Source organism: Enterococcus raffinosus (assembly GCF_019175485.1).
Taxonomy (GTDB): Bacteria; Bacillota; Bacilli; order Lactobacillales; family Enterococcaceae; genus Enterococcus_A; species Enterococcus_A raffinosus.
In genome coordinates, this window is the sequence record NZ_CP072888.1 from 2488210 (window position 1) to 2506918 (window position 18709).

17 protein-coding genes are annotated in these 18709 nt (G+C 38.7%); 6 read left to right on the forward strand and 11 right to left on the reverse strand.

Translation table 11 applies throughout. The features are described 5' to 3' along the window. Window positions 1-108: 108 nt before the first annotated feature. The 3 genes from J9537_RS12165 (at window position 109) to J9537_RS12175 (ending at window position 5278) form a co-directional block, all read left to right on the forward strand. Entirely contained in the window at window positions 109-1629 is a 1521-nt protein-coding gene (locus J9537_RS12165; RefSeq protein WP_010745484.1) for an AcpB/EbpR/MafR family transcriptional regulator, read from the forward strand. A gap of 170 nt (window positions 1630-1799) precedes the next feature. Further along, window positions 1800-3524, forward strand: a complete 1725-nt coding sequence (locus J9537_RS12170; protein WP_010745483.1) for an ABC transporter ATP-binding protein — start codon at window positions 1800-1802, stop codon at window positions 3522-3524. Beyond that, window positions 3521-5278, forward strand: coding sequence for an ABC transporter ATP-binding protein (locus J9537_RS12175; protein WP_010745482.1), 1758 nt, complete (start codon window positions 3521-3523; stop codon window positions 5276-5278). The genes J9537_RS12170 and J9537_RS12175 overlap by 4 nt, the downstream gene beginning before the upstream one ends. 279 nt (window positions 5279-5557) lie before the next feature. Here the strand turns inward: J9537_RS12175 and J9537_RS12180 are convergent, their stop codons facing one another. The 4 genes from J9537_RS12180 to J9537_RS12195 all read right to left on the reverse strand — a co-directional run bounded on the left by J9537_RS12180 (window position 5558) and on the right by J9537_RS12195 (window position 8330). Then, window positions 5558-6118: a helix-turn-helix domain-containing protein gene (locus J9537_RS12180; RefSeq protein WP_010745481.1), complete on the reverse strand. Its 561-nt coding sequence runs from the start codon at window positions 6116-6118 to the stop codon at window positions 5558-5560. A gap of 544 nt (window positions 6119-6662) precedes the next feature. Continuing rightward, window positions 6663-7535, reverse strand: coding sequence for a LysM peptidoglycan-binding domain-containing protein (locus J9537_RS20800; protein WP_010745480.1), 873 nt, complete (start codon window positions 7533-7535; stop codon window positions 6663-6665). A 28-nt stretch (window positions 7536-7563) separates the two neighbouring features. After that, window positions 7564-8124 carry a hypothetical protein gene (locus tag J9537_RS12190; RefSeq protein WP_010745479.1) on the reverse strand — a complete coding sequence of 187 codons (561 nt, stop codon included), beginning with the start codon at window positions 8122-8124 and terminating at the stop codon, window positions 7564-7566. Next, window positions 8124-8330: a hypothetical protein gene (locus tag J9537_RS12195; RefSeq protein WP_010745478.1), complete on the reverse strand. Its 207-nt coding sequence runs from the start codon at window positions 8328-8330 to the stop codon at window positions 8124-8126. Before J9537_RS12195 ends, J9537_RS12190 begins: the two co-directional genes overlap by 1 nt. Window positions 8331-8630: 300 nt before the next feature. Here J9537_RS12195 and J9537_RS12200 point away from each other — a divergent pair, with 300 nt between their 5' ends. Beyond that, window positions 8631-8987 carry a helix-turn-helix domain-containing protein gene (locus J9537_RS12200; RefSeq protein WP_010745477.1) on the forward strand — a complete coding sequence of 119 codons (357 nt, stop codon included), beginning with the start codon at window positions 8631-8633 and terminating at the stop codon, window positions 8985-8987. A 767-nt stretch (window positions 8988-9754) separates the two neighbouring features. On the opposite strand, the gene J9537_RS20625 is transcribed toward J9537_RS12200, so the two are convergent. The 4 genes from J9537_RS20625 to J9537_RS12215 all read right to left on the reverse strand — a co-directional run bounded on the left by J9537_RS20625 (window position 9755) and on the right by J9537_RS12215 (window position 13978). After that, window positions 9755-10348 carry a transposase gene (locus tag J9537_RS20625; protein ID WP_010745476.1) on the reverse strand — a complete coding sequence of 198 codons (594 nt, stop codon included), beginning with the start codon at window positions 10346-10348 and terminating at the stop codon, window positions 9755-9757. Window positions 10349-10359: 11 nt separating this feature from the next. Continuing rightward, window positions 10360-11016, reverse strand: a complete 657-nt coding sequence (locus tag J9537_RS20630) for a transposase (RefSeq protein ID WP_010745475.1) — start codon at window positions 11014-11016, stop codon at window positions 10360-10362. Window positions 11017-11473: 457 nt separating this feature from the next. Then, complete coding sequence (locus tag J9537_RS12210) at window positions 11474-12697, reverse strand: MFS transporter (protein ID WP_028020729.1); 1224 nt, start codon at window positions 12695-12697, stop codon at window positions 11474-11476. 108 nt (window positions 12698-12805) lie between these two features. Then, window positions 12806-13978: a glycoside hydrolase family 3 protein gene (locus J9537_RS12215; RefSeq protein WP_010745473.1), complete on the reverse strand. Its 1173-nt coding sequence runs from the start codon at window positions 13976-13978 to the stop codon at window positions 12806-12808. Between the two features lie 241 nt (window positions 13979-14219). Between J9537_RS12215 and J9537_RS12220 the strand changes: the two genes are divergently transcribed. Next, window positions 14220-14903, forward strand: coding sequence for a helix-turn-helix domain-containing protein (locus tag J9537_RS12220; protein WP_060789657.1), 684 nt, complete (start codon window positions 14220-14222; stop codon window positions 14901-14903). Further along, window positions 14882-15802, forward strand: coding sequence for an IS3 family transposase (locus J9537_RS12225; RefSeq protein WP_315968035.1), 921 nt, complete (start codon window positions 14882-14884; stop codon window positions 15800-15802). Before J9537_RS12220 ends, J9537_RS12225 begins: the two co-directional genes overlap by 22 nt. A 190-nt stretch (window positions 15803-15992) precedes the next feature. Here J9537_RS12225 and J9537_RS12230 read toward each other — a convergent pair whose 3' ends face one another. The 3 genes from J9537_RS12230 to trhO form a co-directional block, all read right to left on the reverse strand. Then, entirely contained in the window at window positions 15993-16697 is a 705-nt protein-coding gene (locus J9537_RS12230) for a winged helix-turn-helix domain-containing protein (protein ID WP_010745470.1), read from the reverse strand. 169 nt (window positions 16698-16866) lie between these two features. Further along, window positions 16867-17478, reverse strand: coding sequence for a hypothetical protein (locus J9537_RS12235; RefSeq protein ID WP_010745469.1), 612 nt, complete (start codon window positions 17476-17478; stop codon window positions 16867-16869). Between the two features lie 104 nt (window positions 17479-17582). Beyond that, window positions 17583-18524: an oxygen-dependent tRNA uridine(34) hydroxylase TrhO gene (gene trhO / locus J9537_RS12240; RefSeq protein WP_010745468.1), complete on the reverse strand. Its 942-nt coding sequence runs from the start codon at window positions 18522-18524 to the stop codon at window positions 17583-17585. Window positions 18525-18709 lie beyond the last annotated feature (185 nt).

Below are 18709 nucleotides of genomic sequence, written 5' to 3' on the forward strand. Positions count from 1 at the left end.
GGAATTATAGATTTATTATTTTTTGTTAATTGGTATTTTACGTTGTCGCAAGTTATATACTCGTAGGTCAGTTATTTCCAAATAAAAGCGATCGAAGGAGGAATGATGATGGATTTTCGCACAATTTTAGGAACCAGCAACATGCGACGCTTATTACTATTGGAATTATTGTATTATCGCAGAGATGGATGGTCCAGTGATCAATTACTCAGTAAGCTGAATTGTTCTTTGCCCATTTTATTGAATGACATTGATTTAATTAATAGCTTCAACCCAAGTTTTCAAATTATTAAAACAAAAGGAATCTATCTAGTCGTTCTCGATAAGGCAATCAGTTTAGGTAATTTGTATGCAGATTTTTTAAGCTCCTGTCCTGAATTTCAAATCATCGAAGAACTCCTATATGAAGAATGCGAAAACATCACTGCGTTATCAAAAAAGTTATACTTAAGCACCTCCAATACACAACGCTATTTAAAAAAAATCGAACAAACCTTGGCAGATGCAGGGATGGAACTTTCTTATCGCCCACTACGTGTTGAGGGAAATGAAGGCGAGATTCGGAACTTCTATTATCGATTTTACAGTGAACGTCAGAGTGCTTTTGAAAGTACCCTTCCTAAATTGCCATCGAATCACTACCATATTATCGAGAAATATGTCCAGGACTTTGTTAAGGTGAACAACATTCACGAAAAATACGTGTATCAAAAACGGTTGATCTATAACATGTATATTAGCTTCTGGCGGATAAAAAGCGGCCATATTTTTCCAAAAGATGAATTAAGAACAGGTGGAATCATCCTGCCTATGGGACTTTCCTATAAAAAATTGAAGCAGGCGGTTAGAGAAGGCGTCGACTTGGAGCTCACACCTGAAATGACCCGAGATACCCTCTGGTTAACCTTTTCTGATGCCATTGTCTTTAGTCTGTATCATCGAGAAATAGCTCTAGCAACCAACCCGAGGTATCGAAGATTGTTTGTACAACATTATGCATTAGTGGAAGAATTCAATCAGATGTTAGGAAATAGACTGACAAAATTGAATCGCTTAGATTTAGCTACCGTACTGAACAACGATTTCTATCTATGCAACCCTAATGGGAAATACCTTGGTGTACTATGGCGCAACCGTTTAGTTTTCCTACAGGAAGTATCCAAGGTATACAGCCGCGGGGTTCACAAGGTAAGGAAAATGGTTGAACGTTTCGTAAAGAAATACCACATGTATCAAGAGAGTGACTATATTCAAAACTATATGTATCTACTAATTACGACAGAAGTGTATAGTCTCGAATGGTTGGCTAGTATGGATTCTCCGGTAAGCGTTTTACTTCTATCTGATTTATCACCTACTGAAGAGAGTTTTTTAGCTAAACAAATTTCTGAAAGTATTTATGGCAACTACACGATCGCTCATTTTGAGCAACTCGCTGGTGGAACACCTAATTTCGTAGAAGAATTGAACAAGTATGATTGCTTAATTACGACCGGTTCCTCTGAGGGATTGCCGGAAGAGTACCCAGTTGTTGTAATCGATCCTTTTTTAACAGACCAAAGTAAGCATTGGATTCAAGAGATGATCAGCGAGCTCTCTAAAAAAAAGGAACTGGCTGATAATAATTAGCTTCGAAAGAATGGCAGAATTTTTCTGTTACTCTTTTTCTTTGTCTTTTTTGTGAAACTGAAAAATTTTCAGCTTTTTAAGTATATGTTTCGGACTTAATTGACAAGTAAGTTACAATAGAAACGATCCTATTTTGCTCATTATCTACTTTATATATTGGAGGAACTTCTATGTTTCAGCTTTTACGTTACGCCAAAGATTATCGTAAACAGATTATCCTTGGCCCTTTTTTCAAATTTTTAGAGGCCATTTTCGAACTGATCCTGCCTTTATTTATGGCACGTTTAGTCGATGAAGGAATCGCTCGCCATGATCAAGGCAAAGTGATCGAAATGGCGGTCGCCATGCTAGGCTTATCGATTGTTGGACTACTCTGTGCCTTGATTTGTCAGTATTACGCATCGATCGCTTCACAGGGATTCGGAACGGTCTTACGGAATCGATTGATGGAAAAAATCAACAGCTTTTCCCATAATGAATTGAATCGCTTCGGCACGGATACTTTGATTACTCGAATGACGAATGACATCAATCAAATGCAGGGTGCGCTAGCGATGCTGATTCGTCTTGTGGTCCGTGCGCCTTTCCTTAGTATCGGCTCGGTCATTATGGCTTTTTATATTGATTGGCAAATGGGGCTTATTTTCTTGATCCTATTGCCTATTTTCTGCCTGATCCTTTTTTTGATCATTCATTATTCTGTGCCTTTGTATAAAAACATCCAACAAAAACTGGATCAATTGAACCAATTGGTCACTCAAAATTTGAGCGGGGTTCGGGTCATCCGTGCCTTTGCCCGAACAAAAACTGAGACCAACCATTTTAATGAAGAAACAGAAGAAATCTCTCATTTAAATCAAAAAGTTGCGAATATTTCCGCACTGCTCTCACCTAGCACGACCTTGATCATGAATGCTGGTGTGGTGGCTCTTCTTTACTTCGGCGGCTTCAAGGTAAATATTGGTCATTTAGAGCAGGGACAGGTTTTGGCTTTGATCAATTATATGAATCAAATGCTTCTGGCTTTAATCGTTGTTTCAAATCTAGTCGTACTTTTCACTCGTGCAGCAGCCTCAGCAAATCGGATCAATGAAGTGTTTGCGACAGATACGACTTTAGCTGACGATGGAACAACGCAGCAAGCCGACGAGCAAGCGCCGTTAATTGATTTCCAGAATGTAGATTTTCGTTACACGGAAAAATCTGGACTCGCTCTACAAGATATCTCCTTTACTATGGAAGAAAATAATTTTCTTGGAATCACAGGAGCGACTGGCAGCGGGAAGTCAACCCTGATCAGTTTGATCCCGCGCTTTTACGATGCGACAAGGGGCCGTGTCAACTTTGCTGGAAGCAATGTCAAAGACTGGCAATTGGATCGCTTGCGTTCTGAAATCGCACTTGTGCCGCAAACAGCCGTCTTATTCAGTGGCACCATTCGAGAAAACCTGCAATGGGGCAAACCCGATGCAACAGATGAAGAATGTTGGCAGGCCCTGTCTACTGCCCAGGCTAGTGAATTTGTAGAAACCTTGCCTAAAGGCTTAGACACCCCGATCTTAGAAAACGGGAAAAACTTTTCTGGTGGTCAACGCCAGCGTCTGACTATTGCTCGTGCCTTGATTCGCAAACCGAAGCTGCTTATTTTAGATGATTCTTTATCTGCCTTGGATTATCAAACCGATTTGGATTTGCGCCAAGCGTTGAAACGGGATCTAGCTTGTGGCGTTATCATTATTTCTCAACGCCTGCGTTCGATCCAAGAGGCGGAAACGATTTTACTGATGGACAACGGAAAAATCGTCGCACAAGGTGCCCATAACACACTACTCAAGGAGTCCAAGCTTTATCAAGAGCTGGTCAAATCTCAAGAGGAAGGCGGGGCTGTGCAATGATTAAGAAAAAGAATTTTTTCCGTTCACTAAAATTATTCATCCCCTATCTTGCGGCTTATCCAAAGGAACTCATCGCAGCGATCACTTTAGGGATTGCTAGCGGGATCACTTCGGTGTTAATGACTTACTATATAGGTGTCGCCGTTGATCAGATGGTCAATCAAGGGGCTGTAGACTTCACGCGGCTGTTCCAAATTCTTCAATTGTTTGTCGGCATCTTTTTAGTCACTGTCGTCAGTCAGTATTTCATTCAGCGTTTAGGAAATACCGTAGCCTTTGATTCTGTCGCCAAGCTGCGGGAAGAGACTTTTACTCATTTAAATAAATTGCCATTGAGCTATTATGATCAAAGTTCGCAAGGAGATATCGTTAGTCGTTTTACCAATGACATGGACAATATTTCCACGGCTATCTCCGCTGTGTTCAATCAGGTATTTTCTGGGATGACGGTCGTTTTGGTCGCATTGGTTTTCATGCTGTATCTCAGTCCAATGCTGACTTTAGTTGTTTTAATAGCCACACCCATCATCTTTTTAATTACGTATATTGTGGCACGTACCTCTCAGCAATACTTTACTAGTCAGCAGAAATTAGTTGGATCGATCTCAGGCTTCATCACTGAGATGGTCGGCAATCAAAAAATTGTCAAAGCGTTCCAACGAGAAAATCAAAACCAAACCAACTTTGAAGCGTTGAACCAAGAGCTTTATGTTCGAGGACAAAAGGCCCAATTCGCCTCTTCTCTGACCAACCCTTCTTCACGCTTCGTTGATCATTTGGCATACTTGATGGTTGGACTTGTTGGTGGATTACTGGCCTTAAAAACCGGCAGCGGTGTGACGATCGGGATCATTTCGAGCTTCACAATCTATTCCAGTCAGTTCACAAAACCGTTCATCGAACTATCTGGAATTACGATCCAGATACAAACGGCCATCGCCGGACTTGACCGTTCCTTTGAATTGTTGAAGGAACCTATTGAACAAGCGGACGATCCAGATGCCCTCACATTAACGGATGCAAAGGGAAAAGTTGTTTTTGATCACGTGGACTTTGCTTATCAAAAGGACCAGCGTTTAATCGAGAACTTTAACTTAACCGTTCAACCGGGAGAAACGATCGCTATCGTTGGAAAAACAGGCGCGGGTAAATCAACATTGGTTAATCTTTTGATGCGCTTTTATGAAGTGGATCACGGGACTATCACCATCGACGGCACTGACATTCGTCACTTGACTAGAGACAGCCTGCGCCAGCAATTCGGAATGGTTCTGCAGGAGACCTGGTTGATGGACAGCAGCCTACGAGCAAACCTGCGTTATGGACGTAAATCAGCCACAGATGAAGAAATCTTCGCTGCCTTGAAGGATGCGTATATGTACGATTTCGTGATGCGCTTGCCTGATAAACTAGATACGATCGTCGGCGAAGCAGGAATCAAGCTTTCCGACGGGCAACGACAATTATTGACAATCGCACGAACCATGATCAGTCGTCCTTCGATGCTGATCCTTGATGAAGCCACCAGTTCCGTCGATACCTTGACCGAACAAAAAATTCAAAACGCCTTTCTTGCGATGATGAAAAATCATACTAGCTTCGTGATCGCCCATCGTTTATCCACGATTCAAAATGCGGATCAAATACTCGTTCTTGACCATGGACAAATCGTCGAGATCGGAAATCACCAAGAGCTGTTACAAAAAGACGGCTATTACAAAAAATTGTATCAAGCACAGTTTTCGAAAAGTTAAAAAGATATAGTTGTCTAAATTAATTTATAATGCTAGTTTTATTAGTTACTCAAAAAAGGTCTATCCTTATCATATTGAAAAGGATAGACCTTCTTTGTAAATTATATCAATCTCATCCATGCCTCGATATGAGGCTAGCTCTATTTCTGAAATTTTAGCGCATTCTTTCTCCCGTTCTGCTCATTAATAATATGCTTTCGCGATCATTAGATCTTGTTTCCTTAACTTCTTTCTAGATTCAATGAGTCAAATTAATAGCCTTATTACGCTAGTGTCAATTTAATTTTCTTGATTTTTGATCACTTCTTTTTCAGCCTCTATTACGCGATTAACATCTCTTTCATCAACATAATTTTTTTGTAAAACCTTGTAGATTGTCCCTCTAGAAATCCCCATAGTTCTTGATATTTCTCTAATCGATACATTTTGAGCTTTAAGTTGAAAAAATTGTCGAAGTTTTTCATCATTCAGTTGCAATCTCTTTTGTGGAGGGACACTTCGTTTCTGTTTTATTCTTTCTATTTCAAGAAAGTTGGATATGACAAAATCACCTTTTAAGTGTTCGTTATCCAGAGTACTGTCATTCCGAATCATTTTAACAGCCTCCTGTTCAATGCGACTTAACTTTTCGAATTCTATTTCTTTTTCTTCAGAAAATCCTTTAGCAAATATCCTTCTTGCTAGTTCCTCGGCCACTTGCAAGTATCTCTTATTATACTTTTCATTTCCCAAGTCAATTTGCAGAACATTTTTTATATCGCCTTTTAACTTACATGGCGATATAACAGCTACTGATGGATTCCCATTAGATACTAATTCTTCAAATTCTTCATCTTTCATAGCACACCTCATTTGGTATATTTTGGTAACCTAAGTATACCACTAAGAAAGATTAAACCATTATTTTTTTCTAATCAATTTATTAATTTGTTCTACTTTAATCAAAATTGCATCTACTTCTATAATGCTGTATGGTTGGTTCTCACAACAGTGAAAATGGCTTTATTTTTTTAACCATTGACAAGTCTTCTGTTTATTTACACATTTAACTTTCATTAAGGAATCCATCAAAACTTCTATCGGTAATATGCTTTATCCAAAATGAGTATAAAGTCAGGTGTAATCCTTTATAGCTATTTATTAAACTTCACCATCGACTAGAAACTAATATAGATTTTCTCCTCAAGTGCTCTTGTTCATATGGTCCATTTAGGTAACCTAACTGTACTATCATAATTTTATAATACATGTTTTATCTATTCTAAAATTAGTCCATTATTTGAATAATACCTTTATTTATTCGATAAAGAGCACCTACACGTTCCGAATAAGTGCTCAAATATTTTTTCCGTTTAAAGGTTTGATGATAATGAAAAACTAGTACTTACACTTCCCAGGACATTACGCCATATGAGCCTGCGATCCCTTGCATCAACAATTGATCAGCATAGTTCTCAATAAATGCTGTGGCTTCTGCCTCAGAATCAAATAATTGATTTCCACGTACGATGTTTTTAGAGGCATCGTCCCCTTCATAGGCAGTAAACCAAACAGTGTATTTGACTTGTGGTTCCACAGGTTGTTCTGGTTCTGTTGGTACTTCGGGTTGTGTCGGTGTTTCAGGCTGTGTCGGCATCTCTGGTTGAACGGGTGTTGTTGGTTGTTCAGGCTGAGATGGTGTTGTTGGATCTGTTGGATATTCCGGTGTCGTTGGAGAGACGAGCTGTCCAGATCCTTCACCACTTGCGTCTGCTGAACTGTCTACAGTTGGAGTCTGTTCTGTTGGCGAAGTTTGTTGCGTTCGCGCTACTGAATCACCTACTGGTTGGTTAGGAACAACCTTGTCTGATTCTTGAATCGTTTGTCTATCTTTAATTGCACCGTTGGCATCTTGAACAGTCACGGTATTTCCTTCAAAAATCATTTTATTGCCAGCATAGATCAAGTTGTAATCACCAATGCCATTCAGCGAAGCCAATTTTTCCATCGTTAAGTTCGTTGCTTGAGAAATTCCACTTAGTGTATCGCCCCAAACGATGGTATATTCACTTTTTCCTGCAACATCTTTTTTAATCTGTTCAATTGATCGTGGCTCCCATTTACCATCTGTTTCCGATGCATGAATACTCTGGTCTCCTATTAAGAACCCGCTACTTAAAAGTACCGTACTGAATAAAACGACGTAGCCAATTTTTTTCTTAGTACTTTTTTCATATCTAACTGCTTTACTTCTTTTACTATGCTTTCCCATTTTCATAATCTCTCCTTCTGTTCTATTAATATGTCTAACTATTTTCTTGTTGATCTGAAGTAATCACTCGAATCTTTGGTCTTTTGGCACCGTTTGCCAATTTTTCATTAGCTTTTTTATAATGGTCAAGCCCCACTTTATAAAGTGCTAGTTGATTTTGTTGGTTCTCCAAAAGCCTATTTTGAAAAATAATCGTCTTCTCAAGGTTATTAATTCTTTGTTGCAACAATCGCTTCTCAATCCCTTTTAAGCTCTCACATTCTTCTTGACATTCTTCACAAATCGTACAGATATCCTTATCAATCACTGTTTGTGAAACTGTATACCCGCCACACCATTCACAGGTCATCTCACTAGTCAGTTCACTCTCGTACAAAATATTTTGCACCTCAGAGGATAGCTCTTTCATATCTGTATCGAGAGAAATCGAAAGAATACCATCCTTTTTTTCTGCTCCAGATATTGAATAACCTAATGCAAAAAGTTCCTTTTCAGCATTCACCAAAATCGAGTACCAACCACAGCCAATTTGATGTCCATAACGCATTAGTGCCAAGTACTGTAACTTATTGTAATTGATCGTATGTTCTGACATCAGCTATCCTCCCGATCATATTTTCCTGCTTGTAGCTCAGCTAAAAGAACTTGCATCTTTTCGACTTGAGGTCTTCCTGGCTTTGTCCCGTCCAATATATCTTTCACATACACAGCAGAAATTCCTAATTTTTTTGCTAACCACCTACGGCTCTTGTTTTTTAACGTTAGTTGTATTTTGATGTCTTCGATTAATTGTTGTGACATTAGAAAACTGCCCTTTCTCTTTAGTTTTGTAAGCTAATAAAATTAGCTAATTCTCATTGACAGTTTGTATTCAATGGGATAATATTTATTCGTAATTAAATAAGCATAGAAATCCCTTTACTAAATCAACATTTCTTAGTTTGCCGACGTCGAATTGTTTATTATTATAGGTCTTTTTCTGATGCTCATTAGCTTATTAAATTAGCTTACGATATAAATATAATCCAATTCGATACTAATGTCAAACCTAAAAGTATCTCATTTTACAATTATATTTCGTAATCTATTAGGAGGAGAAATATGACGATTTTTGATAGAATTAAAAAATTAGCTCAGAAACGGGGAAAAACACCGAAGCAAATTGCCATGGAATTGGGATTAGGAGAAAATCTTTTTTATAAATGGAAAAAGAGCAGCCCGACCGCTGATAAACTACAATTGGTTGCTGATTATTTCCACGTCTCAACGGATTATCTTTTAGGCCGAACAAACAATCCAAATATAAACGATGACGAACTCCCAAAAGAATTCGATATTAGGGATGATACGATTACTATGACCTATGATGGAATAGCTCTTTCAGAATCAGAAAAGCACGTTATTCTTGCTGCTGCTCGTGCATTAGTTGAGCAACGAGATAAAAATAACGAAGAATAACGATAAACATGTTAGGTTGTCAAAAGTAATTTTTCAATGGTTAACAATCTTCTTTGGAACCATCACTTCTTCTACTCACAGACATTTATGAATAAGAAAGTATTTCCACAAAAAAATATACTAACGATCTTTCGTGAATAGATATTCCACTCCAAGTTTACATTTCTTTCAATTCAGTAGATATTTGGCGTGAATTATTTTCACACTTAAAATTATTAAGCATTCAGTTTCTTTAAAAGCTTTTTCTTAAGGGCTTTTTTTAATATCTGCTCTACGGGAAATTTATTAAAAACTAAAAGTTTAATAGTGGGAAAAAAAGACACCTATTCTCTTGCAGATCGTGAGTGTAATTTCCTGTTTCGACTAAGTTTTTAATATTACAGATATACCAATTTCATTCTATTTTTTTAAGATTGAACAATCTAGTGCTTAACTTGATAAATCTACTATAAAACTCGTTATGCTTATTAATCCGAGAGAGCAATCTACTATAAAATCTGATAAATCTACTATAAAACTTGCTATGTTTTTCGAATACTTAATAAGTCAAAAGTCGATAAAATATATTTTTTTAGCAAGTTGATAGTTGTATTGTTAAAACCATAGGGTAAGATATGCAAAACTTCTTTTTATATGTATACCAATCAAGTAAAACAAGACTGGATACTCTTAAAAAAAATAATTCTTTGATATTTAAGCCAATTTCACAATTCATGTTTCCAAAAAGACAAACACTCGTCCAATTTCAAATTCCTCATTTTTTGAAATCAGACGGCTGTTGCCTTTCTTGATTTTTGACTCGTTAACCGTTGGACGGCATAACGTTTAGTGTTGTATCCAAGTTGAATAAGCAAAAGCTCTGTTTCAACGAGTTCGGCTTTATAATGCGTCGTATCATTGAGTTTCATCGTTTCTTTAAGGTTGCCGTTGACGCGTTCAACAGCACCTCGCTTGTTGTACAGTTTCTTCCAAACTCTGGTTCCTCGAGCGGGATGGTTAAATTTGCGAGGATCTATGTGTTGTTTGATTTTAATGACCTTTTGACATATCCCTTCCTTTTGAAGCGGACAGGTGTTACAGCGCTCTTTTGGGTTCGTAAATTTTAACGCGCCATAACGAAAATCAAAGCTATCGTATTTATATCCTTCTTCAATAAAACAAGTGGGCGCAAAATCTTTCGTCCATTCGCCGGCATTTTTGGCCGTTCGTTTAAGCGGAATAATCGGTTCAAAACCCAGCGCATGCGCCTCTTCATAGATTGCTTTGGCATCGTAGCCTTTATCTAAAAGAACATGTCTATTGGTGAAACTCAATCGTTTCATGTCTCGCATCAAAGGGATCGCGACACTCACATCTGCCACATGAGCCGAGGTCAGCCTAGCGGATAAAAAATATACTGGCTTTTCGTACTCACTGCCAAATGCGCTTTGTATCCATACAAAAAAACATGTTTCCCTTTACTGTTCACTTTGATGCCCCATTGCGGATCAATCGGCAGCTCTTGAACGATTCTCTCTGTCGTCATGGATCGTTGGGTATCTACACTCGAAATGATTGTTTTTTTAATTGACCGCGGTTTTGAATGGGACTCGACTGCGGTGGCATCAATGGCAATATCTTCAGTAAATACACCGTATTCTTGATCGATTCTTTTTAGTAAAACAGTATTCAACTCCACGAGTACGTCCCGATGTCGGGCTAACGTATGAAGAATGCGAGAGAAAGTCGCTTCAGATGGCGCACGGTCAGAGTACAAAAAGCCTAGACTCAATTTGAAGCGCAGATCAGACTTGATTCGATTGACTAAGGATTTCACATCAGGAATCGCTTCAAGATAGGAAATAACCAATGCGCGAATCGCGGCTTCATAATTGACTGTGATTGGAGCGCCAACAGATTTTTCCTTTTGAAAGAATCCAAGCAGCGGTGAAAAATCCAATGGGGAGAAAAGTTCAAAATATTCTTGTTCAATGTCCAATTGTTCCAAAATTTCTAGATCAAATAATGTAGGTTGTTGTATAATAGACACGAGGAATCCCTCCTTTCTGAGTACGTGTCTGCTAGGACAACCTAATTGTACCTGATTGGGAGGTTCCTTTTTTGTATGTTTTGAAAAGATTGCTGTAGCAAGGACAAATAATTATGAAATTGGCTCATTTAGAAACCTAAAAATTTCTTAGAAGGTAAATAGTTGAATCATCTTTACTGAAGTAAATTAAAAGTATTAACCTAAATCTAGAGAAATTGATAATATTTAAGCCAACATTAAACTATAAAAAATAACGAATAACTTCAGCTCATATAGAGACTTAGTTATTCGCTATAAATAATGAATAGTATTTCTCTTCATACATTTCTGAAATCCCTTGGCAACGTTCAACCTTTGTCACCAATGTGAAGGAAGGTTTTCTTACGTACAAAAAATCCCCTATATAAGTCACTTTACATTTCAGTGTCCTATATAGGGGCCTATTAAATTAATCCGCCTATTGATTCCTTTTTGCTTCCGCTCGGGCATAAAACATCAAGCACAATAAGCTAAAGATCACTGTCAGAATTCCTGAAATCAAAAACCATCTAGCAATACCCAATTTTTCAGATAAAGGACCTGCTAGTAAAAGGCCGATCGGCATTGCCGCTGACATTACACTACCGAATAAGGAGAAGACTCGGCCTAGTTTTTCTGGAGGAACAGTCTCCTGTAAATAGGATGTAAACGGGATGTTATATAAGTTTCCCACCCCTCCCATTAAAATGCAGAAGAAGACAAATAGCCAGTAACCAACTAAATTCGCTGGGGCTAAGCCACTACCGATAAAAGTAATGCCCAAACCGACATTCGCTAGCTGAGCAGCTAGTAATTTCTCCCGCCACTCCTTTTTCATTCCAATCAAGAAGGCACTGGCCATCATACCTACCGCATAAGAAAATTCTACCACACTGGCAAACCAAGCAGACAATTCAAAATGTACATTCGTCATCAATGGAAATAAAATTCCTAGTGGTAGATAAAAAATCATGATGAAGAAAGAAAAGAGCATAATCACCAACATCGGCGGATCTTCCTTAAATACCCTGAAACCTTCTTTTAGTTCCTGTAAATAATGCTGGGACGTTTCCTCGCTCCGTGGAATATCCGGCACTTCGACCATCCATAATGTTAAACAAGCAGCCAACGCTCCGATTAAGTCCGTTAGTAGAATCATCCATAAAGGCATCGCAGCAAACATTACCGCACCCAATACTGGACCCAGCATGAAAGCGCCTGACTGTAGAAATTGATTCCAGCTATTGGCCTTAACCAGCTCTTCTTCTGGCACTAGTAAAGGAACGATCGCTTGAATAGAAGGGGTATGAAACACATTCGCTAATGAACGTAAAAAAAGTGCCGCAATCACTACGAGGTAACCGGGATTTCCCAACAGAAACCAGATGGATAATCCCAATGCCACTAAACCCATAAATAAATCTGCCGCAATTACGACATACTTTCTTTTCAGCCGATCCAGCCATACACCAACAAAAGGTCCTAAAAACATTTGCGGCAAATAAGCTGATAATCCAGCCAAGGATAACATAATCGCTGATTTAGACTCATTCGTCAGCCACCAAATCAGCGCAAACTGAACCGCGGAACTTCCGATCAAGGACACCGTCTGTCCAGATAAAATCGTTAAATACTTTTTTCTCCATGATTGATTTTCCATCATTGCTCCTTTATTTGTCGTTTGAACAAACAAGAAGTTCGTCAAACGGTAATTTATTTGGCGATTCGTTCAATTTTTAAACGCATGGAAGCACACATTGTAATTCCTCCTTTACTTAATCAATCCTAGTTCGACCTTCCACGTTAATAGACGTTCAACCGATTGATCCAGCTGCTGTTCACTATACTCACCTTTTTTGATTGCCTCTAGAATATACGGAATCTGAGTGCTATAGCTTGAAGATAAAATCATGTCATTTCCTGCTTGCAAAGCTTGTAATCCCGCTTCCTCTTGAGAAATAAAATCTGCTAAGCCTGCCATATCCATATCATCTGTCATGATCACACCTTTGAAGCCTAATTCATTGCGAATCACGTCATGAACAGGTTTTGAGATGGATGCTGGGCGATTGCCGTCAATCGCCTGGACAATATTGTGAGAAACCATGATGCTGTCAGCCCATGCCTTAATTCCCGCTTCAAAAGGTAAGAAATCATTCTTCCGTAAATCCTCCATTGAACGATTGTCTGTCACGATTTCTACGTGGGAGTCACGATTGTTGCCATAACCAGGGAAATGCTTCAAGATGGAACCAAGTTTTTGCTTCTTCATTTCCTCTACACTTAGTTTCACATAGTGACTGGTTCCTTTGGCATCCATTCCAATTGTCCGATCATAGATGAAAGACTGAGGATCTGTCGAGACATCTGCATCGGGGAACATACCTAACTGAATCCCTAATTCGCCAAATACTTGTGCTTTGCGGTCAATCTCCTTAGTAACCCCATCCCAACCATCTTTTTGGTACAACGCCTGCGGACTTTCAAAGGCTGGCGAAACAATTTGATTTCTACTCAGTCGACTGACTGTTCCGCCTTCTTCATCAGAGCCAATGAACATTGGTGTCTTACTAGCTTCTTGATAGCTTGCAATTGTTTGTTTTACATCAGCTTGTCCCTTTCCAGCCATGTCTCTGTCAAATAGCAGGTATCCGCCCAAGTGGTAGTTTTGGATATCCATTATCTGATTCTGTTCTGGCACCCGTGCCATAAATAATTGGCCTACTTTTTCTTCTAGAGTCATTGTCTTCATAGTGTTCTCGACTTTTTCTTTCACTGTTATTTTCTCATTTATCGATTCATTCGTTTGTTTTGACTGCTCTGTTGATTCACTCGTTTTTGATGCGGTAATATTCGCTGAAGAATCCTTAGCAGAAGTTCCACAAGCAGTTAAAAGGAGTACTGCTGATAAGAGCATCAAACTCATTAAACTTTTTTTTTTCACTTTATTGCGCTCCTCGTCTACTTGTAGCAGGGTAGAAAATGATCCTTTTATTCCTATTCCCCGTACGAAGTTCAATTTTTATAAGTCTCAATACTTACGATATATTTTATCATAGCTTGTGAAAAGAAAGCATCGTTTCAGATTTTTCCGCAAAAAAAAAGAGAAAAAGCGTTCATGCTTTTGATATGCTACCCCTAACTAGGACAAAGAAATAATTAAGTCCTAGTTAGGGGTATTTATTATGGGAAAAAGACAGATGAAACTTACTGTGGAAAAACGAGTACAGTTTGTTAAACAGTATTTGAATGGAGAACGAGGATCAGCTCGAACCGCTAAAGAAGCTGGAATTAGTTCCACTACGTTGAAACGATGGTGCGCAATTTATGAAAACGAAGGTCCTGCTGGGTTGATTGCCACAAGAAAGAATAAGGGATATTCAAAGGAACTAAAACTTGAAGCCGTTCTTGATTATCTGAATGGCTCAGACAGCCTATTGAGAGTAGCTAAAAGATACGAATTAAGAAGTACAACTCAACTTCGAGACTGGATTAAGAGATATAATACTCATGGAGACTTCAAATCAGAAAGTGGTGGAAGCAACGTGAGACAAACAAAAAAATTCAGTTTGGAAGAACGTGTAGAAATGGTCCTGTATTGTATCGCAAATGACTATGATTACAGCAGGACCGCAGTCAAATACCAAGTGAAATATGCCAATCTCTACAATTGGGTAAAGCGTTACGAAAAAAAAGGCAAGGCCGGTTTAGAAGATCGTCGTGGACAACGAAAAGCCAAACAAGAAAGTCGCACCCCAGAGGAAGACGCGCAAATCAGAATCGCTCAACTCGAAGAACAAGTAAAATACCAACAGATGGAGATCGACCTGTTAAAAAAAGTAAAGGAATTAGAAAGAAGGGATCGCTAGGACAAGTCAGAAAAGTAGTTGCTTACGAAGCAATCAAAGAACTTCACGAAGAAAAAGCCTATGCCATCTTACCCATGTGTAAAATCATGAGTGTCACTCGTTCGGCTTATTTGCGGTGGATCGAACATCCCTATAGTGAACGGACGCTAGAAAACATGGAATTGGCGAAAGTTATACGGATCATTCATAATGAACATCCTGAAAAAGGGTATCGCGGGATTAATAATGACTTGCTTCGAGAACACGATATTCATGTCAATGACAAACGCGTGTTGCGTATCTGCCGACATGAAGGGATTCAGTCGACCATCAAACACTCTGCCAACAGTATTACAAAAGGAGCGAATCATCCCTACCACACCGCCGAAAACATTTTAGATCGTAAGTTTACTGCCGAAGCGCCGAATCAAAAATGGCTAACGGATGTAACGGAATTCAAATATTATGAGGGACCAGAAATCCACAAGGTTTATTTAAGCGCGATTTTAGACCTCTATGATCGTCGGATTGTTTCTTACGTCATTAGTGATACCAATGACCTGAATATTGCCTTTGATACCTTCGATCAAGCAATCGAAACAGAACCTGATGCTCACCCGCTCTTTCATAGCGATCGTGGATTCCAATATACGCATCAGAATTTTTATAACAGAATCATTGAAGCTGAAATGACGCAAAGCATGTCTCGTGTTGGAAAATGTATCGATAATGGTCCGATGGAAGGGTTTTGGGGAATGATCAAACGAGAAAAATATTACGGCAAGAAATTTACGAGTCGTACAGAACTAGTCACGATGATTGCGAATTATATGGACTATTACAACAATGGGCGCTATCAACGAAAATTACATGTGTTGACACCGATGGAGTATCACAATCTGTATTACGAAGCAGCCTAATCATTCGTGCGTTTCAAACATAAAACGCCCTTTGTTTTGTGTTTGAAACGCATGACCAACCAAGCGGCAGCACGGTAGTTGTTTCTTAGAAAATTTAAAAACTACTCTTCAAGAAGCGAAGAGTAGTTCTAAAAATCATTCATTATTTCATTGTCCTATTGACGGGTAGCCCACCATTTTTCTCAACTGTTTATTTATTTTGAACAGCGGCATCCTTGCGAACACGATAGCCTTTACCCCAAATGGTTTGAATGACTTCTTGGTCTACCTCTAGAGTTTCCAATTTCAATTTGATATTTTTTACTAATGAAGATAGCTGCGCCAAACGCGACTGAGAAACATTGCCCCAAAGCGTCATGCATAGCTCATCACGTGAAACGATTTCACCTGGATGACTTCGTAATTTTTCTAATACCTGTAATTCAAGGGAAGACAAATTGATCAATGTTATCGCTGAGAGACCTTTATCTTCTCCCTCAGGTGCGCATTCTTCCACAGCAACAGGTTCAAACGATCTTCCTTGATACTGTGTAGCGACTTCAGCCAGCTGTTCTCGCAAAACTTCAACTGAATCGCTATTTTGAACAATTCCACTTAAGCCTTGTTCATTTAACAACGCGCGCTCATCCTCATTCAAGTAATGATCCACTTCGCGTAAAATACTCTGACCTCGACCTTTCAGCTTCGGCAGCATAAATTCCATTTCGTAGCTTGAGATCGTCTCACCAATGATAATAATCGGAAAATGGTTAACCAAATCCGGCATACGTCCATTCATTTGGATCTCATTTAGAATGCTGGTGGAACAAAATACCTCGTAATTTAAATGTTGCAATTTATTGGTTATAATTTCTTCCGCTAAAATATTTTTAGTCAAAACTAATACTCGAACCATTTACTCGCCCTCAATTTCTACACAATAATCATTATGAATAGAATATAACTTAAATTTAAGCAAATAAAAGGTCTTTTTTTAGATGATACTAAATAAAATTATGAACATTTTGGACTATTTCACTTTTTTAAGATTTAAATAAAGAAAAACCGTGATTTACTCTCACGGTTTAGGCAGTAACCTTATGCAATTTCTTTTCTTGCTTAACAGCCTTCTCAAATATAGGCAAATTGAATTGCTTATACAACGCGCCAGCAACAAAGTATGCGATATTGAAATCAACGAGACTGTGGATTAATCCACCAATTCCCATCAGAATGAAGACGGTATATAAATAGCCTTGGGAATAAAAGGTATCTGGCATATTCCCCATAAAGTAAAAGACTGAAACAACAAGCATTTCAGCAGCCGCATGAATGACGCCGATCACTAAGTTAAATATTTGAAAACGTCCATTCGCTAAAGTGAATTTCCCATTCTTTAATACAAGCTCTGGGTGCTTTTGCAGGTAGCTTGCCCCAATCAATGCAAAAATTAAATGAGAGAACGCCCGCAAAGCAATAATCGGTGTGGTAGAAATAAAGAAACCAAATGTTGTTCCTAAAACAACAGCAAGTGCTACTACCGGCGAGAAAAACATCGCAATAAATACAGGAACATGACTCGCTAAAGTAAATGATGCCGGTCCGATTACGATTTTAGGCATAACCATTGGGATCAAAATGCCCAATCCGATTAATAAGGCAGAGATCGTAAGGTGTTTAACAGAATTATTTTTCATTTTATCCTCCTTGATATGTCAAGACACTTAGTTCGTTCTTTAGTTTAGTTTATAACACCGGAAGTGTCAAGACAGTTAGGATGGAATTTTTTTGAAAAGTTTCACTATTGATTAGTCAAAGCTAGGCGTGCATCTCTTTCTTCAACCGTTAAATGATGAGTTTTTACATAGCGATTATTTGGGTGTTTTGCACAAGCAATTGAACAAGCGCCTAAGTATTTTTCTTCATTTTCTTCAGAAACCAATATTTGACGATTGCATTCTGGGTTGCTGCAATTGATGTAACGTTCGCACGGAGTACCGTCAAACCACTCTTTACCAATGACCTGCTTATCTACCTGATTGATCTCTACGCTGATGCGTTCATCAAACACGTACATTTTTCCGTCCCACAACTCGCCACGCGTTGCCTCATCTTTACCATACGCTGCGATCCCGCCATGGAGTTGTGCTACGTCTTCAAAGCCTTCACGCAATAGCCAGCCAGAGAATTTCTCACAACGAATGCCGCCGGTACAATAAGTCACAATTTTTTTATCCATAAATTGCTCTTTATTCTCACGAATCCATTCAGGCAGTTCCCGGAAATTATGAATCTCTGGACGAATCGCTCCGCGGAAATGACCTAAATCATATTCATAGTCGTTGCGGGCATCAATGACGACTGTCTCTTCATCTAATAAGGCCTCACGAAATGCTTGCGGCTCCAAATAATTTCCCGTTAATTGCCGTGGATTCACATCCTCCTCCAAGTGAAGTGCTACTAGCTCTGATCTTGGCCGAACAAATAGTTTTTTAAAGGCATGGCCTTCACTTTCATCGATCTTGAAGTAGGTGTCCTTAAAACGATCATCCTTCAACATTTTTTCCATATACTGGTCTGTCGCTTCTTTTGTACCAGACAAGGTTCCATTAATGCCTTCTGGAGCGACTAAAATTCTTCCTTTAATTCCTAAATCACGACAAAAAGCAAAATGCTCTTTAGCAAAAACTTCTGGGTCTTCAATTTTTGTATAGTTATAGTAAAGTAAAACACGATAATCCATTATGCTTCCTCCTGTTTCTTTGATTCTTTACTACTATAGGAGATGCCCTTTGTTTTTTCGAGATTGATGCTTGTGGAATTATTTACAAACCATTTAAAAAGCAACGTTCTGTATCTTCTAGGATTGTCCCTAGAGCTAGATACAAGACGCTGCTTTTTTATGCTATTCGTTTATAAGTTGTTGCC

Coding starts and splice junctions, on each gene's coding strand:
- J9537_RS12170 (WP_010745483.1), top strand. CDS start 1,800: ATGTTTCAGCTTTTACGTTACGCCAAAGATTATCGTAAACAGATTATC.
- J9537_RS12195 (WP_010745478.1), bottom strand. CDS start 8,330: ATGTCACAACAATTAATCGAAGACATCAAAATACAACTAACGTTAAAA.
- J9537_RS12200 (WP_010745477.1), top strand. CDS start 8,631: ATGACGATTTTTGATAGAATTAAAAAATTAGCTCAGAAACGGGGAAAA.
- J9537_RS12180 (WP_010745481.1), bottom strand. CDS start 6,118: ATGAAAGATGAAGAATTTGAAGAATTAGTATCTAATGGGAATCCATCA.
- trhO (WP_010745468.1), bottom strand. CDS start 18,524: ATGGATTATCGTGTTTTACTTTACTATAACTATACAAAAATTGAAGAC.
- J9537_RS12210 (WP_028020729.1), bottom strand. CDS start 12,697: ATGATGGAAAATCAATCATGGAGAAAAAAGTATTTAACGATTTTATCT.
- J9537_RS12220 (WP_060789657.1), top strand. CDS start 14,220: ATGGGAAAAAGACAGATGAAACTTACTGTGGAAAAACGAGTACAGTTT.
- J9537_RS12190 (WP_010745479.1), bottom strand. CDS start 8,124: ATGTCAGAACATACGATCAATTACAATAAGTTACAGTACTTGGCACTA.
- J9537_RS12165 (WP_010745484.1), top strand. CDS start 109: ATGGATTTTCGCACAATTTTAGGAACCAGCAACATGCGACGCTTATTA.
- J9537_RS12235 (WP_010745469.1), bottom strand. CDS start 17,478: ATGAAAAATAATTCTGTTAAACACCTTACGATCTCTGCCTTATTAATC.
- J9537_RS12175 (WP_010745482.1), top strand. CDS start 3,521: ATGATTAAGAAAAAGAATTTTTTCCGTTCACTAAAATTATTCATCCCC.
- J9537_RS12230 (WP_010745470.1), bottom strand. CDS start 16,697: ATGGTTCGAGTATTAGTTTTGACTAAAAATATTTTAGCGGAAGAAATT.
- J9537_RS20800 (WP_010745480.1), bottom strand. CDS start 7,535: ATGAAAATGGGAAAGCATAGTAAAAGAAGTAAAGCAGTTAGATATGAA.